The following is a 19,346-nucleotide window of genomic DNA, read 5'->3' as shown; positions in this document are numbered from 1 at the left end:
TCCCGAGGGGCCAGAATGCGCGGATGGAGAAGGAACCCGTCGGCGAGGACCCCGGCCGCGCACGCCACCCGGCCCGCCGCGCGCTGATCGCGCTGTGCGTGCTCGGCCTTCTGCTGGCGGCGGCGTGGGTCGCACTGCGGCGCGCCTATCCACCGGAGCGGCTGGCAGCGATGCTCGCGGACAGCATCACCGCGGCGACGGGCCGCGCCTTCCGCATCGACGGCGAGCTCCGGCTGCGCGTGCTGCCCAGCCTGACGATCGCCGCCACCGACGTCGCGCTCGCCAATGCCGAGTGGGGCTCGGAGGCCGACATGCTGCGGGCACGGCACGTCGGTTTCGACATCTCCGTTCGCGACCTGCTGTCCGGCACCGTGCGCATCCACAGCGTCGACATCGAGGGTGCCGAACTGCGCTTCGAATCCGACGGCGCCGGCCGCTACAACTGGCGCATGGCGCCGGCCGGTGGAGACGGTGGGGGCGGCGCCGCAAGGACCGCGCCGCGGATTGCGCTGGACCGCCTGGAGGTGGCCGACGCGCGCATCAGCTACCGCCAGGGCCGGGAGGGGAAGCCGCAGGAATTGAGGATCGAATCGCTGGTTGCGGAGGCCACCGACGGACACACCCAATTGAATGCGAGCGTGGCGCTGGAGCCCCAGCGCTGGACCGTCGAGGGCCAGACCGGCCCGCTCGTCGCCCTGCTGGCCGGCAGCGCCGAATGGCCGCTCGACTTGCGCGCCACCACCGAAGGCGCTTCGGTGTCCCTGCAGGGAAGCATGGGCACCGGCGCCAACGCCGGGACGCTGGACGCCAAGGTCGCCCTGAAGGTGGACGCGGCGAAAGCGCTGGCGCCCTTGGGCGAGGCGGCGGCGGGGGTTCCGCTGCCCCTCGAATGGCAGGCGACGCTGGTGCACGCACCGGGGCAATGGCGCGCCGACCCGATGCAGCTGTCGCTGGCCGGACAGCAGGTGGCCGGCAACGCCACCCTGAAGGTCGGCGCCGGAGCGCCGCTGAAGCTCGAGGCCGCGCTCTCGGCCCCCAGATGGACCGTTGCGCAGTTGCCGGCCCTCTCGGCCATCCAGGTCCACGTCGCCTACGAGCCCGGGCGCCTGCAGTTCGAGCCGATCAGCTTCACCATCGCCGGCGGCCAGGCCCACGGCCAGGTCCGGGTCGGGCTGCGCCCCGGCGCCGCCCCGCGGATCGACGTCCAGTTGAGCGCCAGGTCGATGTCGGTCGAGGCGCTGGAGGCCGCGCATGGGGGCAAAGGCTACTTCAAGGGTGGCAGCGCCAACCTCGAAGCCAGGCTGGCGATGACCGGCCGCACGCCCTGGGCGCTGGCCGGCTCCGCCACCGGCGAGGCGATGATGACCGCCCGCGACGTCGGGCTGACGGGCCGGGCCGCCTCGCTGGACCGCGACCTCGTCGCGCGCCTGATCGACGCCCTGATCCCGACCGGCCAATCGCGCGACAACCTGGTCGTGCAATGCGCGGTCGCGCGGCTGCCGCTACGCAACGGCATGGCGGCCATCGACCGTTCGATCGCGGTGGAAACGCGGCAGATCGCGGTATCCGCCAGCGGCGAGATCAACCTCGCCCAGCGCACCCTTTCGCTGGCGTTCCAGCCCCAGGTCAAGCGCGGCCTCGACCTGAACCCGGGCAGCCTGGTCGAGCTGATGGTTCTCCAGGGCCCGCTCGACGCCCCCACGCTGAGCATCAATCCGCGCGGCGCCGCCCGCCAGGCCGCCAACGTGGGCGTGGCGGCCGCGACCGGCGGGATCTCGCTGCTGGCGCCGGTGCTGCGCTCGATCACCGGCGAGGCCTCGGCCTGCGAGCAGGCGCAGGCCAAGCCCGCCGCCGCCAGCCCGCAGGCGGAGAAAAAAGCGCCACGGCACCGGCTGCTGCCCTGGCCGAAGGCGCGCTGAAGCCGGCGGCCCGGGCCTGGCGTCCCGGCGGCTTGCGCTACCGGCCTCCCAGTTCCCCCAGCCTCTTGCGCAGGAATTCGGCGAACGCGTAGGCGATCACCGGAAGCTGCCTTCCCCGCAGGCTCGCCAGCACCACCGGGTACTCGGCGCAATCGCGCAGGCGCAGGGCCGTGCTGCCGCTGCGCGCCAGCGGGTGCCTGGCATGCATGATGGCCATGAGCCTCTGCTCGACCACGCCCGCCCGCTCGATGCGAGATGCGCCCGGATCCCAGGATCGGCTCGCCGTCGAACGGCAGTTCGCCTAACATCGGCGCATGGACGAACTACTGCAGCGCAGCGCCGGCCTGCCTGAAATCAGGCTGGCCCCTGGCGACACGGTGGTGCGCGAAGGCGAGTCGGGCGAGGGTCTGTGGATTCTGGTGTCGGGAACCCTGCAGATCAGCAAGGCCGGCATCGCGATCAATACGATCAACCGCCCGGGCGCCGCGATCGGCGAGATCTCGCTGCTGCTGGATTCACCCTACAGCGCCACGGTCGTGGCGGGCGAACCGAGCACCGTTCGCTACGCGGCCGATGGCCGCGCCTTTCTGATGAGCGACCCGGCCATCACGCGATTGATCGCAGTGGGCCTGGCCGAACGCCTGAACTTCGTCACGACCTATCTCGCCGACCTGAAGAACCAGTACGGCGATTCGCCTGGCCTGGCGATGGTCTCGGAGGTGCTGGGCCAGTTGGCACACCGCCAGGGCCGGCCGGCGCGCCCTGGCTCGGCCAGGGAGCCGAACCCCGACTACTGAACTCAGAAAACCGATCGCGCAGGCGCGCGTTCGGCGTCGAGCGCCAGCACTTCCTCACCCATCATCGAGCGCCACGATGCGCTGCCCGCGGCCAGGTCGATCACGATGTGAGCGGGCACCGGACCGATCTGCCGGCCGGCGTTGAAGACCCAGGTGGCGCCCAGGCGGTCCGCCCAGGCTCCCGCAGGCTTGAACGGCGGCTCGTGCACGTGGCCGGTCAGCACGAGCTCGGGCTGGTAGCCTGCGATCCAGGCCGCGACATCGGCGTCGCCATACTCCCGCTTGCCGGTCCAGCAGGTGGGCGAACCCGTCGGCGGCCAGTGGTAGATCCAGACCCAGCGGGCAGGACGCCGTCGTGCGTCCGCCGCCAGTTGCCGTTCGAGCGCGGCCCGGCCGGCCGGGCCGTCCCACCAGGGGCAGATCGTGATCAGGGTGTCGCCGATCGTCAACGAATCGCCGTCCGTCGAGACGCCGGTGCGACGGCTCTCCGGCAGCCACAACGCCGCCCGCTCGCCGTGCCGATCCGGCCCCGTCAGGTCGTGGTTGCCGGAGGCCAGCACCAGCGACGTGCCCGGATTCATCAGCGAGAAGTAGCGCAGCAAGACCACCGACTGCGCGTCCAGCGAGACCGGCGAGCTCACATCCAGGTGGTCGCCCGCGAGCACCACGAGGTCATAGGATGGCGCCGACCGCACCACCCAGTCGAGCTGGGGCAAGGTGTAGTGAAGATCGGAAACAAGCAGGATGCGCACGACATTGACTGCAGCGACGGAGCTTCGCATTGTGGGGGCTGGAATGCCCTGGCGAAACGCCTTTTCGCAGCTGAGGCCCCGCCGAGGTTAAGGTTGGCGGTGCAGACAATCGGAGAACCGGGACATGAACACCGAAGCACAACCCACCACCCTCACGCTCGGCGGCGCCGAGACCGTCTCGGGCCTGGTGCGATCGCCGCCCGCGCCGCGGGCCTGCTACGTCTTCGGCCACGGCGCCGGCGCCGGCATGGCGCACCCGTTCATGGCCGAGGTGGCCGACGGCCTGGCGCAGCGGGGCATCGCGACGCTGCGCTACCAGTTTCCCTACATGGAGCGGGGCTCGAAACGCACCGACTCGCCGGCGGTCGCGCAGGCCACGGTGCGCGCCGCGGTGGCGCACGCCGCGGGCCTTTTCCCCTCGCTGCCGCTGTTCGCGGGCGGCAAGTCCTTCGGGGGGCGCATGAGCTCGCAGGCCCAGGCGCAGTCGCCTCTGCCGGGGGTCGCCGGGCTGGTGTTCGTGGGTTTTCCGCTGCACGCGGCGGGTGCGCCGTCGAGCGACCGGGCGCGCCATCTGTTCGACATCCGAACGCCGATGCTGTTCATCCAGGGCACCCGCGACAAGCTCGCGGAATTCGACCGGGTCGAGAAGCTGATGGCCGAACTCGGCCCCGTGGCGACACTGCTTCGGATCGACGAGGCCGACCATTCCTTCCACGTGCTGGTGCGCTCGGGCCGCAACGACCAGGAAGTGATGCAGCAGGTCCTCGACGGCGCCGCGGCCTGGATGCATTCGATTGTGTGACTTCCTTCGGGTGAAAGAGGAAAACCGCTGTCATGCGCTGCACGGAAACAAGGTCCAAGTCCGCTAAAGTGACGATGCGACAGAAGAGGGGTCGTCGTCGGCGTCCGAGGGGATGAGCGGATCGACCTCGCTTCCGGCCGCATGCGTCCCACATGACCTTCACCCACATTCGAATCACCGGGCCACACGGCGCCTTCTATCGACTCGGCGACCCCATGCAGGTCCATGAGGGCAAGGCCCTTCTCGCGACCTTGGGCCCCGTGCTCGTCCTGAACTACGGCACACGGATCCACATCGAGCCGTTCACTGCGTCGCCGGCTCTGCTGAACGAGCGCAGGCACATCGGGCGGCTCATCTTCTTCGAGATCTGTGCTTTCATCTCGGAGCACTTCCCGCAGGTGCAGGCCGTCAGCTTCGCCTTCGTGCGCCCGATCGAAAGCCTGGGCGGCCCCGCGCAACAGGCCGGTTCACGCGTCGCCATGCTGGAGCGGGTCGGCGTCGAAGACGTCCGGATCACGCCCGTCACCTCGGGCGCGCACGTGGTCTCCGGCACCTGGGTCTACAGCGACAAGAACCTCGAAGCGCTGCAAGTCGCGCTGGCCGAGCAGCGGGTGATCTTCGGCGCCGATCCGATCGCGGGCGGCGCCCGCGACACCGTGGGCGTCGCGGCGGCGATTCGCCGACTGATCACGCGGCGGCGGCCCAAGGCCTAGCGCCGGTTCACGCTCAAGTGCTACTGTCGCCCTCCAACCGGCGCCGAGCCGGACTCGAGGAGATCCATCGTGCAGATCGGCGTACAGAGCTTCGCATCCCGGGCACCCCCGCGCTTCGACAGCAGGGAAGCGGAGCGCACCCACTTGCTGCAACGGCTCGCCGCCGCGTGTCGCATCTTCGGCCGGCGCGGATTCTCGGAGGGCCTGCTGGGCCACGTCACGGTGCGCGACCCCGAGCTGGCTGATCACTTCTGGGTCAATCCGGTCGGCGTCGCCATGAACCAGGTCAAGGTGTCGCACCTGGTCCAGGTCAACCCTCAGGGACAGGTGGTTCGCGGCAGCGGCATGGTCAATCCCGTGGGGCTCCTGTTGCACACCGCCATCCATCGAGCGCGTCCGGAGATCGCGGCCGTCTGCCATGCGCACGCCTTGCATGCGTCGACCTGGTCTTCGTTCGAGCGGCTGCTCGACCCGATCACCCAGGACGCCTGCATCTTCTTCGAGCAACAGGCGCTCATCCTGGAACCGCGAGTGGTGCGCGAAGCGGCATCCGCAGCCCGCTTCGCCGCTGCTTTCGGTGACAAGCGCGTCGCGGTCCACGGCGGGCACGGCATCTTCACGACGGGTCAGAGCATCGATGAAGCCGCGTGGTGGTTCGTCCTCATGAACCGGTGCTGCGAATCGCAGCTCATGGCCGAGGCGGCAGGAACACCCACCCATTGGCAGGCGGAGGATGCCCGCTGGCTGGCGTCGGTACTCGGCTCGCCCTCCTTCGGCTGGCTTTCGTTCCAAACGCTGTGGGACGACATCATCGTGAGCGACCCTGATCTCGTGGACTGAATCGAGGCCCGTCAGATCGGCGCCAGGCCAGGCCAGAGCGCCTGCAACAGGATTTCCTTGTCCAGCAACTCGCCCGGATGCTCGACAAAAAAAAGGAGCGCGTTGAACAGGCGCGGCGTGAGTTCGACCGACGTGCCATCGCTGCGCAGCACCCGACGCTGCGACGGCTGCAGCACGAACCCGCCGAACTCGTAGGCGTCGTCGTCGATCATGGCCGAATTTCATCCTTTTTCAGGGATCTTTCAAGGCCCGCTTCGTGACGAGCGTGCGGGAGACCGCGATGGTGAAGGGCTCCGCTCGACGCGTTGCCGGTCGGAGCCTCTGGTAAAACCACGGCATGACAAGAAAGCGCCGGGAGCCGTCCATCACCCGCAAGCCGGGGTCCGACGGCACCGGTTCGACCTCCGATCTCGTCCACCGCCGCGTGGAGAAGCGCCACGAGATGGACGCGCAATCATGACGCTCGCCCCCGCCAGCCCCGAGGTGGTCGTCTTCGGCAGCCTCAACATGGACCTCGTGGTTCGTGTGCCGCGCGTGCCGGAGGCCGGCGAAACCCTGCAGGCCCATTCGTTGATCCAGACGCCGGGCGGCAAGGGCGCCAACCAGGCGGTGGCATGCGCCCGCCTGGGTGCGCGCGTCGCGATGGTCGGGCGCATCGGCGACGACGCATTCGGACTCGAGCTGAAGACATCGCTCGAAGCCGATGGCGTGGACGCCCGGGATGTCGCGACCGATGCGGTGCCCACCGGCGTGGCCTTGATCATGGTCGACGACGGCGCCCAGAACCGGATCGCACTGGTCCCCGGCGCGAATGCGTCCGTCAGTGTCGAGGACGCGCGAAACTTGCACCCTGTTCTCGAGACCGCGCGCATCCTGTCGCTGCAACTCGAGGTTCCCATCGGCGCGGTATGCGAAGCGGCCGCGGTCGCACGGGCTTGCGGCTGCAGCGTGCTGCTGAATCCGGCCCCGGCGCAGCCGCTTCCGGAGGTGCTGTGGAAGCTCGTGGACATCATGGTGCTGAACGAGACGGAAGCCGCCACGCTGAGCGGCATCGCGGTTCACGACATCGCAAGCGCGGCCAGCGCGGCCGACCTGCTGCGCCGTCGCGGACCCTCCCAGGTGATTCTGACGCTGGGAAGCCAGGGCGCTCTCGTGGCAGGCGCCGATGCTTGCCGCCACTTCCCGGCACTGTCCGTGCGGGCAGTCGACACCACCGCCGCGGGAGACACCTTCATCGGCGCGCTGTGCGCCGCCCTTGCCAAAGGCGAAGCCCTCGACGCCGGCGTAGCGCTCGGCATCCAGGCCGCCGCGGTCTGCGTGACAAGAGCGGGAGCGCAGATCTCCATGCCCCATCGAGAGGATCTTGCCGCAATGCCGCCAGTGCGGATGCCTACCGTGGTGGCTGCCGTCTAGACTCAACCAAAGGAGGGCTCAAGCCGGCGCGTTCGACGCCATGCGCTTGCGCTGCCAGGCCACATAAACGAGCGAGGCCACCACATTGATGAGCAGGTACAACATGATGGCGGCGGTCACGCCATGCTCGCCCGGGAAGTTGACGGTCGCCAGCGCCGATGCGATGCCGGGATGGCGCGACGCGGTCGACAGCGCGAGCACCGCGCGATCCCGCCGATCGGGGCCCCCCAGCCAATGGCCCGCCGCCAGCCCGACGACGATGAACACCAGCAGCGCCAGGATGGTTCCGTCGCCGACCAGCGCCAGGATCGCATGCCGGCTCGCACCCACGATCAGCAGTGCCCCGGCGACCAGCAGCACGGTGCCGACGATGCCGGCCGACCTGGCCATGCGCCCGGCCACCTTGGGCAGCACGGCTCGCACCGCCATGCCGGCGGCGAGTGGCAGGATCACCGCCTTCAGGATCACCGCCGCGATGCCGGCCAACGGCATCTCGAAATGCCGGCCGAAGACCTGCGTCATCAGCACCACCCCGAGCGGCACGACGCCGAGCGACAGGACCCCCATGGTCACCAGCAGGCCCAGCGCATAGGACTCCCGTCCGCCGGCCTTGTCCTGCTTCTTCACCAGCAAGGGCGGCACCGGCGACAGCGACAGCGCCGCCAGCGCGATCTCGGTCTCGTGGTGCAATTCGAACGCCTTGTCGAGCGCGATGGCCACCAGCGGCATGAGCACGAACATCGCGACGACAGAACGCAGGAGGCGCCGGGGGCGGCGCACCACGTAGAGCACGTCGTCGACGGTGGCGTCGAGGCCGAAGCTGAAGACCGTGATCACGATGCTCGCCTGCACGGCGAGCAGGATCGTCTCCTGGACGGTCATGGCAGCGCAGATCCGGCCGAGGCCGGGTTGACCGCACTCTCGGCCGGCTTGGCGGTGGCCGACGGGTCGGTTTGTGCATGGATGCCTGGCGCGGCCATCGACAGTGCCAGGAGAATGGCCGGGAGCAACTTGTATTTCAAGGCGATCTCCTGAACGACGCGCGCTCGCTTCGAGGCGAAGCGTCGCGATCGGCGCCTCCCCAGCATAAGGGCGCCACCAGGGCATCGCAGCCCTCCGAGTCATCGTCCGGACAGCCTACCTCTTTTGTCCGGGCCGCAAGCGCGGCACGCCCGATTGAAGTAAAAAGCGATTTCCTCGATGGTTTCCAATTGAAGGAGGGTCTGATGTTCAGCATTTTTCAGCCCAGTCGAAACGGCCACCTGCGGCGCGTCATGACATTGCTCGAAGAGGCGCATATGGCGCGCATCGAGCACCAGGCCGCCGCCGAGCACCATGGCGCGCTGGCCCGCATGTACGCGGAGCGCGCGAAGAGACTCGAACGGGAGGTCTACGGCACGTCGGCCTTGCCTTCGGGAGAAAACGGCGCTCATCAGAAGTCGGCGGATGACAAGCAGGTCGTCTATGCGCTCGACGCCAACCGCCGGCTCGACGGCCAGGCAAAGACCTCCTAGGCAGCTGGAAGTCGCCGGGTGCTCGCGAGAGCCTGGCGGTAGCCGCACGCAAGACAGCGACGGTCCTCAGAAGAGGGACGGCTGCGGCGGATCCGACTTGGCACGGGCCGGCTTGGGCTTCGGCTCCTTGGCCGGGGGCGGTTCCGGCGCCATGACCAGGCGCTCGGCCGGATACGGGTTCATGAAGTCCATGGACCGCTCTGGCGGCGAATCGAGCCACTCTTCGTACCGCGCCTCGGGCAGGATCACCACCATGCGCTTGTCCTGCTCCTCGGGCGGGCGCTTCGAGTCCGGCCGATGCATGAGCTTGAACAGCGGGTGCTCGTCGGCGTTGATCGTGAGCATCGTGAAGCTCAGCGCCCACTCCCCCGTTTCGGGGTTCTTCCAGGGCGACCACAGGCCGGCCACTCCGAGCGTCTCGTCGTTCGCCGCGGTGAACCGCGTGGGAACGCAGCTGCCCGTGCGCCAGTCCGGTTCATAGATGGCTTCGCAGGGCACGATGCAGTGCCGCGCCTTGGCCCAGGCGCTCTTGAAGCTGGCCAGCTCGCGGACGGTCTCGGTGCGCGCGTTGTAGGTCTGGAGGCCATACTTGACCTCCTTGGCGAAGCCGGGGAGCAGGCCGAAATGCCCTTCGACGAGTTCGAAGCCCGGCACGGCCTCGTCGCCCGACTCGCGCTCCGGCGGCCGGCGAATGATCGGCGCCCTCTGCGTCGGGTAGATGTGCAATCCGCCCGGCGGCGGTTCCCAGCCGGGCGGCAGCCTGATGCCGAAGTGCTTTTCGATCTGCTTGCGGCGCTTCTCGGCTTGGTAGTGGCTGCACATCGGCGTATTGTGCTGGAGATCAGCCCGGCGGAATCCGCACTGGCCCGGCATGGACGCTCCCCGAAGCCGGGCGCCGACTCGCCGCGGCCATACTGAACTCTTCCATCCATGGAGGTCGCAAATGGCACARCATGCAATTACCGCTGTTCACTACGGGGGCGGCACGATTGATCTCGTGGCCATTCATCCGGTTGCTGAAAAGGAGTTCGGTTCGAAAGAGTTGACGCTCGGCGCGGCACAACGGATCAGCATCGGCGAATGCACCAGCCTCATTGCTGCCGGCGAGGAGGTCTGTCTTGCGCGGCGCACCGAAAGCCATGCCTGGGAGGTCATCTGCGACGTCGAGCTCTTGCCGGACGGGAAAGGCATCACCGGCGTCGACATTGTCGACCGGCCGAACGACGCCTTGCGGAGCCTTCCCGTATGGGAGTAGAAACCGGTGCATTGACGAGGTCCGGGTGATGCCGGATCCATGGAAGCGTCGTTTCATCCTGTTCGTCCGGCGCTTCTGGCAGCCGACCAGCGCCTGCATGACCTGCATGCCCGGAAGCCTCGGGAACATCCTGAGCATTCCGCACTGGGCGCTCGCGTTGCAGACCGGCCTGTTCACCGGCATTCTCGCGGTGCTCCTGACCTTCACGCCGGCCGCGAAGCTCTACGCGAACCGCTATGGCAACGCGCTGGTCGTCGGCATCCTGACGATGGTCGGCGACTCCTTCTCCCACCCGGGTCACTACGGCATCCCTCGCCTGGAGGCCGTGGTGACGGGAATCGTCTCCGGCATGCTCACGCTTGCCGGCTCGTTTCTGTTCGAAGACCGCGCCCGGAGGCTGCGGGCGCTATGGGCGCGGCTCCGCGGGCGCGGACAGCAAGCGCGCTGAGCGGCTCGAAAGCCGGCTCTCCGTCCCGATCGTGCGATGGCGCACAGACAGGTGCCCGCAGACCGTTCCATACTCCAAGCTGACAGTCATCCGGCGCTGGTAGAGGTTGCTTCGGCACCCGCCCGTCATGGGTGGTTCCTCGATGCCGGCGACTGTCCCCCATGCGCTGCGCTCGCTCTCGCATATGTTCGGTATCGAACAGACATCGATGGCGCCCACCGCTACGCTGGTCCCTCCATGCATCAGCTCGACGACATCGCAACGAAGCTCCTGGGTGCGCGTTACGACGCCCTCGACGCGCGGACACAGCGCGTCGCGCGACACGTTGCGGAACGAACGCATGTGTCACGCAATGTCGCAAAGGATGCCGATGCCGGGCAGTCATTGGGCCAGCGTGCGGCAGACGCGGTCGCGTCATTCGGCGGCTCGTGGACCTTCGTCGGCCTCTTCGGCGCCACCATGCTGCTGTGGGTCGCTCTCAATGTCCTGCTCCTGGTGAGCCGCGGCTCGACTTTCGACCCCTACCCGTTCATCCTGCTCAACCTGTTTCTTTCCATGCTGGCGGCAGTGCAGGCACCGATCATCCTGATGTCACAGAACCGGCAATCCGAGAAGGACCGGATCCATGCGGAGCACGACTACGAGGTCAACCTGAAGGCCGAACTCGAGATCATGCTGCTGCACGACAAGATCGATCAGTTGCGCAAGAGCCAATGGGAAGATCTGCTTGAAATCCAGAAGCAGCAACTCACGCTGTTGACTGCCCTTCGACAGCCGCCCCCATGAGGAGGTACTCGATCGTCCGGGACTCGAAGCGACGGCCTGCGCCTGCTATGCCGCGGACGAAAAAGGCTACGGGGGATCGCTCTGAGCCGCGGCATCTGTGCGCTGGCGAACTGACAAGCGGCGGTGCCCGCTGTACAAGGAAGCATTGGGCCTAGCCCCCTCTGTTCAAGCAAGGCATCATGGACTACGACCTCGACCCTACGCGCCTCTCCTATCACGGCTGGGAGATACGCAGCCACCTCACGAACGTTTCCTTCGACGGCACCCTGGCGGCCGCGGCGATGCTGTTCTTCGAAGAGGCATGCCAGTGCCACATCATCTCGTGCAGGCAATTCGCCAACGGCGAAGATGCCATCCACGCCATTGAAGCGAAGGCGTCGCTCTGGATCGACGACCGCGAAAGCAACCCCAGGACCCCTCATGTCGAATCCTCCCTTCTTTCATGAATCGTCGGGCGCCGTCCATTTCTGGGTGCCCGTCGATGGCAAGCTCGTCGGCGCGAGCATCGGCAAGGAAACGCTGCACTACTGCTATCGGTCGACCGCCATTGACGACCAGCCACTGGAGACCTACCAGCTCCACGCGCAGGAGATCGATGCGGCCGTGCGCCGGCGCGTCTCGGGCGGCTCCGTCGAGCCGGTGATGTTGCGCGACTATGACCTGCACGAGCCAGTGGGCAAAGGCATCGAATAGGTTTCGCAGGGCGGAGTTCGGCCCTTCAGCAGCCGCTGAAACTCGGGCGATGCCAGGATGATCTTCCCTGCCGCGGCGCGCAGCCGATCCACCGCCTCGTCCGGCAGGACGAACGACGTCGGCTGCTGGTTCAGGAGGCGGCGGCAAGGGACATGACGATGCCTGCCTTTCCGAGATTGCAAACGTCCAGGTGGCGCCCAAGCCGGCCGCGACGCCCGGGCACTTCGTGGTCACCGGTGTCTGGCGCTACAGCGACCGCAACCTGACCGCCTTGAACGAGGTGCTCGAAGGGCTGCGCGCGCTCTATCGCGATCGCCCGATCGGTACCGACCCGAAGGGCGTCGCCGGGGTGCTGAAGCGGCTCGTGTCGAGGTGGCGTCCTGAAGCGTGACTTCCGGCCGGATGAGCGAAAGCACTTCGGATGCCTCGCATTCTTCGAGATCTGCGCCTTCATCTCGGAGCACTTGCGCAGGTACCGGGAAGCTGGAGGCACGACATGAAAACTTTGGAGTTCAGTTCAGCACGAGGCTTCGGATGGACAGCTTCACCAAGAGCCGCCATCGCCAACTATGCACGTTTTTGCTCGCAGGAGCGCGCCCGTGGCCCTTATGCGCCACAGCCTTCATCGCTACGATCCGACCAAAGCTCGATCGGAAATGAGAAAGCGAAGGAGTGTAGAAATGGATCAACGCAGCGAAGGCTTCGAGACCTTGCCTCACCTTCTGGAGGACAGCGCATCGAAGCGCATGCAAACGGCGCCCAACGCGGCCCTGTACAAACATTGGGGCACCATCAGTGCCGATGGCATCACGGCATCTCAGTTCATCGCGTTCCTGCAGCCCCTTGCCGACCTGGATGGCATTTCCGTCTCTTATGCGATCAGCGATGAGGATGGCAAGGAGCACGTCTACAACCACCGGCGCGAAGACTTGTCGCATGCGACCCCGCTCTCGCAAGCCATTCGGGCCCGGAAGGTCACCAAGGAAAAGGCGCTCACCTTTGCCCTGAACGAGGAGGGCAAGGTCTGGATCGAGAGCAATTTCATCGAGTTTCCGTAACCATCGCCCTCCAAGACCATGCGCAATTTCTTTCGACGCCATCGTCCTGGTCAGGCAGGCCCCGAGCTGCCTGATGTCAGCGAGTCCATGCCGCTGCACGAATCGCCCCAGTCGAGGTCTGCCAAAGACAAAGGCAGCGCAAGACCGGACAAGCCGTACGAGTGCCCTCGCGACCCGGCGGCCGACACGACCGTCAGCGAGTTGTCCGAACTGGAAGCGCGCGACCTTTGCGCGCGCGAGGGCATCCCGGTTTTCTGGCCTCGCCGCGACCGCGACAAACGCGCCTGACCGCAAGTTCGGTGCGCGCACGGCCTTGCACCGACTTCCCGGACCCTCATGCAACGCCCGGCGCCGGGCCTGCGGCCGTGCGTCGCAAACAGTCCATGAGCTGCTCCGTGGCGGGGGTGCGAGGACGTCCTCGCAGGGTGATCATTCCCACCGGCGGCAGCTCGATCGGCACCTTGAGCTTCAGGACTTTGACAAGTCCCTCTGTCTCGAAGTGTCGTGCCACGCCGCGTGCGAGGAACCCTAGCGCAGGGCGTTCGCGCACGAACGTCAGCGTGGCCAGAAACGATGCCGTCTCCACGATGTCGACGGGGGGCGCGAGCCCATGCTTGTAGAACATCTGCTCGAGCTTGACTCGCGAGGATGCCCATGGTGGCGGAACGACCCAGGGAACGCCGGCGAGTTTTGACCAGTCAACGCGCTTGTCGCGCGCGAGTGCATGGTCGGGACGCACGACGATGCACATCGGCTCGGCATAGAGCGCCTCGGTGTCCAGATCGGGCGACGCATAGCCCGGCTCCAGCCGGCCTACGAAGAGATCGAGTTCGCCGACGCGCAGCCTCGGGAGGAGCCGCGTCAGATCGCCCTCTTCCACCAGCACCGTGGTGCGCGCCGAACGTTGCTTGAGCAGGGCGACGGCGCGCACGAGCAGGGAGGGTATCGCCACCACCATCGCTCCGACACTGGTGCGGCCGGCCGCACCGCCGGCCACGGCGGCGATCTCGTCGCGCGTGCGGCCGAAATCCGCAAGCACCGAACGGGCGAAGCGAACGACGGCCTCGCCATAGGCTGTGGGTTCGGTGCCCCGCGTGGAGCGCACGAACAGGTCGAGGCCGAACATGCGCTCGATCTCGACCAGCGTCTTGGACACCGCCGGCTGGCTCACGGAGAGGAACTCGGCGGCGCGCCCAAGGTGCCGGAATTCATCCAGCGCCACCAGCAGCTGCAGGTGGCGCAGCTTCAGGTTGGATCGCAATACCCGGTCGATCTCTGCCATGTGAGCTCCATAACCATTTAGGAATGAAGAGAGTCCTATTTCTGATTGGATTGTAATGATCTAAAGACGAACAATCGGGTCTCCACGCCGAAACATCAGGAGACAAACCGATGACATCCAATCGCCGCCAATTCATGCTCGGCAGCCTCGCTGCTGCCATGCTTCCGCTTTCCGCGACCCGCGCTTTCGCGGCCGGCTACCCGGAACGTCCGGTGACATTCATCTGCCCCTGGCCAGCGGGCGGCACCGCGGACGTCACGATGCGCGCGCTCTGCGCGGCTGCCGCCAAGGCGCTCGGCCAACCGGTGGTGGTGGACAACAAGGCCGGGGCGTCCGGCATGATCGGGCTGAAGGCGCTCGCCTCCGCGAAGCCCGATGGCTACACCATCGGACAGATCCCGATTTCGGTGACGCGCTTCTCGCAACTGGGCACGGTCCAGATCGATCCGATGAAGGACCTCAGCTACATCGCCCGCGTCTCGGGCCAGACCTTCGGCATCGCCGTGCGTGCCGAGGCCCCGTGGAAGACGCTCAAGGATCTGGTCGCGGACGCCAAGGCGAATCCGGACAGGATCACCTACGGCACCGCAGGCTTGGGCGGCGCGACGCATGTCGGCATGGAAGAGTTCGCCATCGCCGCAGGCGCCAAGTTCAACGCGATTCCCTTCAAAGGCGGGGCCGAGGCGCTGCAGGCTCTGATGGGCGGCCACGTCGACGTGCTTGCCGATTCGAGTTCATGGGCGCCGCATGTGAAGGCCGGCAAGTTGCGCCTCCTGGCTACCTGGGGGGAGCAACGCACCACCGAGTTCAAGGACGTGCCGACGTTGAAGGAGTCCGGATACAACGTGGTGGTGGATGCGCCCAACGGCATCGGCGCTCCGAAGGGCATACCGGCCGACGTGCTGGCGAGGCTGCGCGCCGCGTTCAAGGTCGCTGCGGCGAGTCCCGAGTTCACCGAGGCCTGCGCCAGGATTGACGCGCCCTTGCTCTATCTCGATGCGCCGGACTACGAGAAGTACGTGGCCGCGAGCTATGCCAAGGAGAAGACCTTGATCGAACGGCTCAAGCTCAAGGAACTGATGAGCAAGAACTGAACGCCTGGCCACTCCGGAGATCCGCCATGAATGCAACTCTCGCACCTGCGAACCCGAACGTCGCCACTGCATCGGCATTGATACGGCTGCACGCCAATGACAACGTGTTGATCTCGCGCTCGCCGATCGGCCTCGGGCAGGAGTTGCCCGAATTGGGCCTGCGCATGCGCGCCCAGGTGCCGGCCGGCCACAAGATCGCAGCGTGCCGCATCGCGGYCGGCGCGCCGGTGAAGAAGTACGACACGGTGATCGGCGCGGCGATGCGCGACATCGAACCGGGCGAACACGTTCACACGCACAATCTGGCGCTGATCGACTTTGACCGGGACCCCGGTTTCTGTGAAGACGTGCGGCCCGTCGACTACGTGCCGGAAGCCGAGCGCGCCACCTTCATGGGCATCGTACGCCCCGACGGGCGCGTCGCGACGCGCAACTTCATCGGCCTGATCTCGTCGGTGAACTGCTCGGCCACCGCCATTCACCACATTGCGGCGCACTTCACGCCCGAGCGGCTCGCGGCCTTTCCGAACGTCGATGGCGTGGTCGCCTTCGCGCAGACCAGCGGCTGCGGCATGTCGTCCCCCAGCGAGCACTTCGATGTGCTGCGTCGAACGATCGCCGGCTACGCCCGCCATCCCAATCTGGCCGGCGTGCTCATCGTCGGGCTGGGCTGCGAACGCAACCAGGTGGCCGACCTCGTCGCCTCGCAGGGCTTGACGCTCGGCAGCCACGTCAAGACCTTCGTGATGCAGGACACGGGCGGCACCCGCGCGACGATCGCTGCCGGCATCGCGGCCATCGAAGGCATGCTGCCGGCCGCCAACGATATCCGGCGCCAGCCCGTCAGTGCCGCGCACCTGAAGATCGGACTCGAATGCGGCGGCTCCGACGGCTTCTCCGGCATCACCGCCAATCCGGCCCTCGGGGCGGCGATGGACATCCTGGTGCGCCATGGCGGCACCGCGATCCTGTCGGAGACGCCCGAGATCCACGGCGTCGAGTTCATGCTCACCCGCCGCGCGGTCAGTCCGGAGGTCGGCCAGAAGCTGCTCGATCGGCTGGCCTGGTGGGAGGCGTACACGCGTGGACACAACGGACAGTTCAATGGCGTCGTAGGCCCCGGAAACCAGGCGGGCGGCTTGGCCAACATCTTCGAGAAATCGCTCGGCTCGGCCATGAAAGGCGGTACCACGCCGCTGCAGGCGGTCTACGAGTACGCCGAGCCGATCGACAAGGCCGGCTTCGTGTTCATGGATTCTCCCGGCTATGACCCGGTCGCCTCGACCGGCCAGATCGCCAGCGGCGCCAACCTGATCTGCTTCACGACCGGGCGCGGCTCGATGTTCGGCAGCAAGCCGGCACCGACGATCAAGCTCGCGAGCAACACGCCGATGTTCACGCGACTGGAAGAGGACATGGACATCAACTGCGGCGCGGTGCTCGACGGCGAGGTCGACATGCAGCAGATGGGTCAGCGCATCTTCGATCAGATCCTTCGCGCCGCCTCTGGAGAAAAGACGAAGAGCGAACTGCTGGGGCTGGGCAACCACGAGTTCGTGCCCTGGCACATGGGCATCGTCAGCTAGCGCCGCTGGCGGACCCTCTCCCGGATGCCGCGATGGCTCGCGGCCTCCGGCACCCGACTTTTTCAGTTTCAAGATCGACGAGACACACCCACCATGTCGCTGACCCTTCAACGCACCGACCTGCTGCGCGGTGCCAACTTCATCGCCGGCCAGTGGTCTGAAGCCACCGGCGGCAAGCTCGACGTCACCGACCCGGCGACCGGCGCGCTGATCGCGCAGGTGCCCGATTCCGGCGCCGCGCAAGCGCGCGCTGCGGCCGACGCCGCGCACCAGGCCTTCGCCTCGTGGCGCAAGGTCCCGGCCAAGCAGCGCGCTCAGATCATCAAGCGCTGGAACGATCTCGTCATGGCGAACCAGGACGACCTGGGCACGCTGATCTCGCTGGAGCAGGGCAAGCCGCTTGCCGAAGGCAAGGGCGAGGTCGCCTATGCGGCAAGCTACATCGAATGGTTCGCCGAGGAAGCCACGCGCATGAACGGCGAGATCATCCCCGCGCCCGTCCCGGGTCGGCGCATGTTCGCGCTGAAGGAGCCGGTGGGCGTGGTCGCGGCGATCACGCCATGGAACTTCCCGGCCGCGATGATCGCGCGCAAGATCGCCCCCGCGCTCGCCGCCGGGTGCACCGTCGTCTGCAAGCCGGCTGAAGACACGCCGCTGACTTCGCTCGCGCTGGTGAGGCTGGCGCAGGAGGCCGGGGTGCCTGCGGGTGTCATCAACATCGTCACGGCTTCGCGCGAGAAGACGCCGGAAGTGGTCGACGCCTGGCTCGACGATGCACGCGTGCGCAAAATCACCTTCACCGGCTCGACACCGGTGGGCAAGCACCTGGCGCGGCGCTCCGCCGACACGCTCAAGAAGCTCTCGCTCGAACTCGGCGGCAACGCGCCCTTCATCGTGTTCGAGGACGCGGATCTCGATGCCGCCGTGGAGGGCCTGATGGCCTCCAAGTTCCGCAACGGCGGCCAGACCTGCGTCTGCCCGAACCGGGTATTCGTGCAGAGCAAGGTGCACGACGCTTTCGCCGACAAGCTGGCAGCGCGCGTCGGCGCTCTCAAGGTCGGGCCGGCCAGTGATCCGGCATCGCAGGTCGGCCCGATGATCAATGCGCGCGCGGTCGAGAAGATCGAGCGCCACGTTCAGGATGCAGTGTCACGCGGGGCGAAGGTGCTGGCCGGCGGCGAACGGCTGCCGCACCTGGGTGTCCACTACTTCGCACCCACCGTTCTGGTGGGCGCCGACTCGACCATGGCCTGCGCCTGCGAAGAGACCTTCGGTCCGGTGGCGGCGCTGACCCGCTTCGAGACCGAGGACGAGGTGGTCGCGGCGGCCAACGACACGCCTTTCGGGCTGGCCGCCTACTTCTACTCGAACGACGCGCGTCGCATCTGGCGCGTCGCGGACGCACTGGAGTCGGGCATCGTCGGCATCAACGAGGGCGCGTTGGCGGCCGAGGCCGCTCCTTTCGGCGGCGTCAAGGAATCCGGCTACGGCCGCGAAGGCTCGGTGCATGGGCTTGACGACTACCTGCACACCAAGTACGTGTGCCAGGGCCAACTCGACTAGACGGAGTACGACGCAATGAACAATCCATTCAAGCAGGCGCTGGCCGCCGGGCGAGCGCAGGTCGGCCTGTGGCTCTCGCTGGCACAGCCCTACGCTGCCGAAGCCTGTGCCACGGCCGGATTCCAGTGGCTGCTGATCGACGGCGAGCACGCGCCCAACGACGTGCGCAGCACGCTGGCCCAACTGCAGGCAGTGGCGGCCTACCCCGCGCAGCCGGTCGTGCGCGCGGTGACCGGCGACACGGCGCTCATCAAGCAACTGCTCGACATCGGCGCGCAGAACCTGCTCGTCCCGATGGTCGACACGCCGGAGCAGGCACGGGCACTGGTGGCCGCCACGCGCTATCCGCCCGAAGGCCTACGCGGCGTCGGCGCCGCCGTGGCGCGCGCCTCGCGCTGGGGTGCCCGCCGCGACTACCTGGGCGCCGCCAACGACGAGGTCTGCCTGCTGGTGCAGGCGGAGACAAGGACGGCGTTGACCCATCTGGCAGCCATCTGTGCGGTCGATGGCGTCGACGGCGTCTTCATCGGCCCGGCCGACCTGGCCGCCTCGATGGGCCATCGCGGCGCGCCCGGCCACCCGGAGGTGCAGGCTGCGATCGACCAGGCCATTCGAACCATCGTCGCCAGCGGCAAGGCCGCCGGCACCCTCACCGCCGACGCCGGGCTGGCCCGCCACTACCTGGAACTCGGCGCCACCTTCGTCGCCGTCGGCATCGACGTGACGCTGATGGTCCAGGGCGCGCGCCGCCTGGCAAGCGACTTCGGCCTGGGCACCGAGAGCGCGATGAGCGCGGCCGGCGGCGCGGCGTATTGAACCGTATTTCAACTT

26 protein-coding genes are annotated in these 19,346 nt (G+C 67.4%); 19 read left to right on the top strand and 7 right to left on the bottom strand.

All coding sequences use genetic code 11. The features are described 5' to 3' along the window. Positions 1-23 precede the first annotated feature (23 nt). Positions 24-1,919, top strand: a complete 1,896-nt coding sequence (locus AC1D2E_RS09105) for an AsmA family protein (RefSeq protein ID WP_478197100.1) — start codon at positions 24-26, stop codon at positions 1,917-1,919. A 37-nt stretch (positions 1,920-1,956) separates the two neighbouring features. On the opposite strand, the gene AC1D2E_RS09100 is transcribed toward AC1D2E_RS09105, so the two are convergent. Beyond that, positions 1,957-2,136 (bottom strand): hypothetical protein, encoded by a 180-nt coding sequence (locus AC1D2E_RS09100; protein WP_478197099.1) that lies wholly within the window; start codon positions 2,134-2,136, stop codon positions 1,957-1,959. A gap of 97 nt (positions 2,137-2,233) precedes the next feature. Between AC1D2E_RS09100 and AC1D2E_RS09095 the strand changes: the two genes are divergently transcribed. Further along, a complete protein-coding gene (locus AC1D2E_RS09095) occupies positions 2,234-2,716 on the top strand; it encodes a cyclic nucleotide-binding domain-containing protein (RefSeq protein ID WP_478197098.1) in 483 nt (160 codons plus the stop codon). A gap of 2 nt (positions 2,717-2,718) precedes the next feature. Here AC1D2E_RS09095 and AC1D2E_RS09090 read toward each other — a convergent pair whose 3' ends face one another. Continuing rightward, entirely contained in the window at positions 2,719-3,498 is a 780-nt protein-coding gene (locus tag AC1D2E_RS09090) for a metallophosphoesterase family protein (protein ID WP_478197097.1), read from the bottom strand. Between the two features lie 94 nt (positions 3,499-3,592). Here AC1D2E_RS09090 and AC1D2E_RS09085 point away from each other — a divergent pair, with 94 nt between their 5' ends. The 3 genes from AC1D2E_RS09085 to AC1D2E_RS09075 all read left to right on the top strand — a co-directional run bounded on the left by AC1D2E_RS09085 (position 3,593) and on the right by AC1D2E_RS09075 (position 5,823). After that, the gene (locus AC1D2E_RS09085) at positions 3,593-4,270 is read left to right on the top strand and encodes an alpha/beta hydrolase family protein (protein WP_478197096.1); all 678 of its coding nucleotides are present in this window, start codon (positions 3,593-3,595) and stop codon (positions 4,268-4,270) included. Positions 4,271-4,422: 152 nt separating this feature from the next. Then, entirely contained in the window at positions 4,423-4,983 is a 561-nt protein-coding gene (locus tag AC1D2E_RS09080; RefSeq protein ID WP_478197095.1) for a hypothetical protein, read from the top strand. Positions 4,984-5,049: 66 nt separating this feature from the next. Beyond that, complete coding sequence (locus tag AC1D2E_RS09075) at positions 5,050-5,823, top strand: class II aldolase/adducin family protein (protein WP_478197142.1); 774 nt, start codon at positions 5,050-5,052, stop codon at positions 5,821-5,823. A gap of 11 nt (positions 5,824-5,834) precedes the next feature. Here AC1D2E_RS09075 and AC1D2E_RS09070 read toward each other — a convergent pair whose 3' ends face one another. After that, a complete protein-coding gene (locus AC1D2E_RS09070; RefSeq protein ID WP_478197094.1) occupies positions 5,835-6,035 on the bottom strand; it encodes a winged helix-turn-helix domain-containing protein in 201 nt (66 codons plus the stop codon). Between the two features lie 244 nt (positions 6,036-6,279). Between AC1D2E_RS09070 and rbsK the strand changes: the two genes are divergently transcribed. Continuing rightward, the gene (rbsK, locus tag AC1D2E_RS09065) at positions 6,280-7,236 is read left to right on the top strand and encodes a ribokinase (protein ID WP_478197093.1); all 957 of its coding nucleotides are present in this window, start codon (positions 6,280-6,282) and stop codon (positions 7,234-7,236) included. Between the two features lie 18 nt (positions 7,237-7,254). Here rbsK and AC1D2E_RS09060 read toward each other — a convergent pair whose 3' ends face one another. Beyond that, the gene (locus tag AC1D2E_RS09060) at positions 7,255-8,118 is read right to left on the bottom strand and encodes a bile acid:sodium symporter family protein (protein WP_478197092.1); all 864 of its coding nucleotides are present in this window, start codon (positions 8,116-8,118) and stop codon (positions 7,255-7,257) included. Next, complete coding sequence (locus AC1D2E_RS09055) at positions 8,115-8,258, bottom strand: hypothetical protein (protein WP_478197091.1); 144 nt, start codon at positions 8,256-8,258, stop codon at positions 8,115-8,117. The genes AC1D2E_RS09060 and AC1D2E_RS09055 overlap by 4 nt, the downstream gene beginning before the upstream one ends. 189 nt (positions 8,259-8,447) lie before the next feature. Here AC1D2E_RS09055 and AC1D2E_RS09050 point away from each other — a divergent pair, with 189 nt between their 5' ends. Continuing rightward, entirely contained in the window at positions 8,448-8,750 is a 303-nt protein-coding gene (locus AC1D2E_RS09050; protein WP_478197090.1) for a hypothetical protein, read from the top strand. A 66-nt stretch (positions 8,751-8,816) separates the two neighbouring features. On the opposite strand, the gene AC1D2E_RS09045 is transcribed toward AC1D2E_RS09050, so the two are convergent. Further along, positions 8,817-9,572 carry an SOS response-associated peptidase gene (locus AC1D2E_RS09045; RefSeq protein WP_478197089.1) on the bottom strand — a complete coding sequence of 252 codons (756 nt, stop codon included), beginning with the start codon at positions 9,570-9,572 and terminating at the stop codon, positions 8,817-8,819. A 121-nt stretch (positions 9,573-9,693) separates the two neighbouring features. Here AC1D2E_RS09045 and AC1D2E_RS09040 point away from each other — a divergent pair, with 121 nt between their 5' ends. The 8 genes from AC1D2E_RS09040 to AC1D2E_RS09005 all read left to right on the top strand — a co-directional run bounded on the left by AC1D2E_RS09040 (position 9,694) and on the right by AC1D2E_RS09005 (position 13,278). Continuing rightward, positions 9,694-10,005 carry a hypothetical protein gene (locus AC1D2E_RS09040; RefSeq protein WP_478197088.1) on the top strand — a complete coding sequence of 104 codons (312 nt, stop codon included), beginning with the start codon at positions 9,694-9,696 and terminating at the stop codon, positions 10,003-10,005. 28 nt (positions 10,006-10,033) lie between these two features. Continuing rightward, positions 10,034-10,453, top strand: coding sequence for a hypothetical protein (locus tag AC1D2E_RS09035; RefSeq protein ID WP_478197087.1), 420 nt, complete (start codon positions 10,034-10,036; stop codon positions 10,451-10,453). Between the two features lie 237 nt (positions 10,454-10,690). Next, positions 10,691-11,239, top strand: coding sequence for a DUF1003 domain-containing protein (locus AC1D2E_RS09030; RefSeq protein ID WP_478197141.1), 549 nt, complete (start codon positions 10,691-10,693; stop codon positions 11,237-11,239). Between the two features lie 179 nt (positions 11,240-11,418). Next, entirely contained in the window at positions 11,419-11,685 is a 267-nt protein-coding gene (locus AC1D2E_RS09025; RefSeq protein WP_478197086.1) for a hypothetical protein, read from the top strand. Continuing rightward, positions 11,660-11,932, top strand: a complete 273-nt coding sequence (locus tag AC1D2E_RS09020; protein ID WP_478197085.1) for a DUF1488 family protein — start codon at positions 11,660-11,662, stop codon at positions 11,930-11,932. Before AC1D2E_RS09025 ends, AC1D2E_RS09020 begins: the two co-directional genes overlap by 26 nt. Positions 11,933-12,122: 190 nt before the next feature. Next, positions 12,123-12,323: a hypothetical protein gene (locus AC1D2E_RS09015; RefSeq protein ID WP_478197084.1), complete on the top strand. Its 201-nt coding sequence runs from the start codon at positions 12,123-12,125 to the stop codon at positions 12,321-12,323. A 289-nt stretch (positions 12,324-12,612) separates the two neighbouring features. Further along, positions 12,613-12,990 carry a hypothetical protein gene (locus AC1D2E_RS09010; RefSeq protein ID WP_478197083.1) on the top strand — a complete coding sequence of 126 codons (378 nt, stop codon included), beginning with the start codon at positions 12,613-12,615 and terminating at the stop codon, positions 12,988-12,990. Between the two features lie 18 nt (positions 12,991-13,008). Then, positions 13,009-13,278: a hypothetical protein gene (locus AC1D2E_RS09005; RefSeq protein ID WP_478197082.1), complete on the top strand. Its 270-nt coding sequence runs from the start codon at positions 13,009-13,011 to the stop codon at positions 13,276-13,278. Between the two features lie 46 nt (positions 13,279-13,324). Here the strand turns inward: AC1D2E_RS09005 and AC1D2E_RS09000 are convergent, their stop codons facing one another. After that, entirely contained in the window at positions 13,325-14,272 is a 948-nt protein-coding gene (locus AC1D2E_RS09000; protein WP_478197081.1) for a LysR substrate-binding domain-containing protein, read from the bottom strand. Between the two features lie 110 nt (positions 14,273-14,382). Here AC1D2E_RS09000 and AC1D2E_RS08995 point away from each other — a divergent pair, with 110 nt between their 5' ends. The 4 genes from AC1D2E_RS08995 to hpaI all read left to right on the top strand — a co-directional run bounded on the left by AC1D2E_RS08995 (position 14,383) and on the right by hpaI (position 19,331). Next, the gene (locus tag AC1D2E_RS08995; RefSeq protein ID WP_478197080.1) at positions 14,383-15,366 is read left to right on the top strand and encodes a Bug family tripartite tricarboxylate transporter substrate binding protein; all 984 of its coding nucleotides are present in this window, start codon (positions 14,383-14,385) and stop codon (positions 15,364-15,366) included. 26 nt (positions 15,367-15,392) lie between these two features. After that, positions 15,393-16,952: a UxaA family hydrolase gene (locus AC1D2E_RS08990; RefSeq protein WP_478197079.1), complete on the top strand. Its 1,560-nt coding sequence runs from the start codon at positions 15,393-15,395 to the stop codon at positions 16,950-16,952. A gap of 93 nt (positions 16,953-17,045) precedes the next feature. Then, positions 17,046-18,515 carry an NAD-dependent succinate-semialdehyde dehydrogenase gene (locus AC1D2E_RS08985; protein ID WP_478197078.1) on the top strand — a complete coding sequence of 490 codons (1,470 nt, stop codon included), beginning with the start codon at positions 17,046-17,048 and terminating at the stop codon, positions 18,513-18,515. A gap of 15 nt (positions 18,516-18,530) precedes the next feature. Beyond that, on the top strand, positions 18,531-19,331 hold the full coding sequence (gene hpaI, locus AC1D2E_RS08980) for a 4-hydroxy-2-oxoheptanedioate aldolase (protein ID WP_478197077.1): 801 nt from the start codon (positions 18,531-18,533) through the stop codon (positions 19,329-19,331). Positions 19,332-19,346: the final 15 nt, after the last annotated feature.

This window comes from Variovorax sp. P1_H2 (assembly GCF_056405295.1).
The sequence above is the reverse complement of the archived record's forward strand: the minus strand, read 5'-3'. Positions and strand labels throughout refer to the sequence as shown.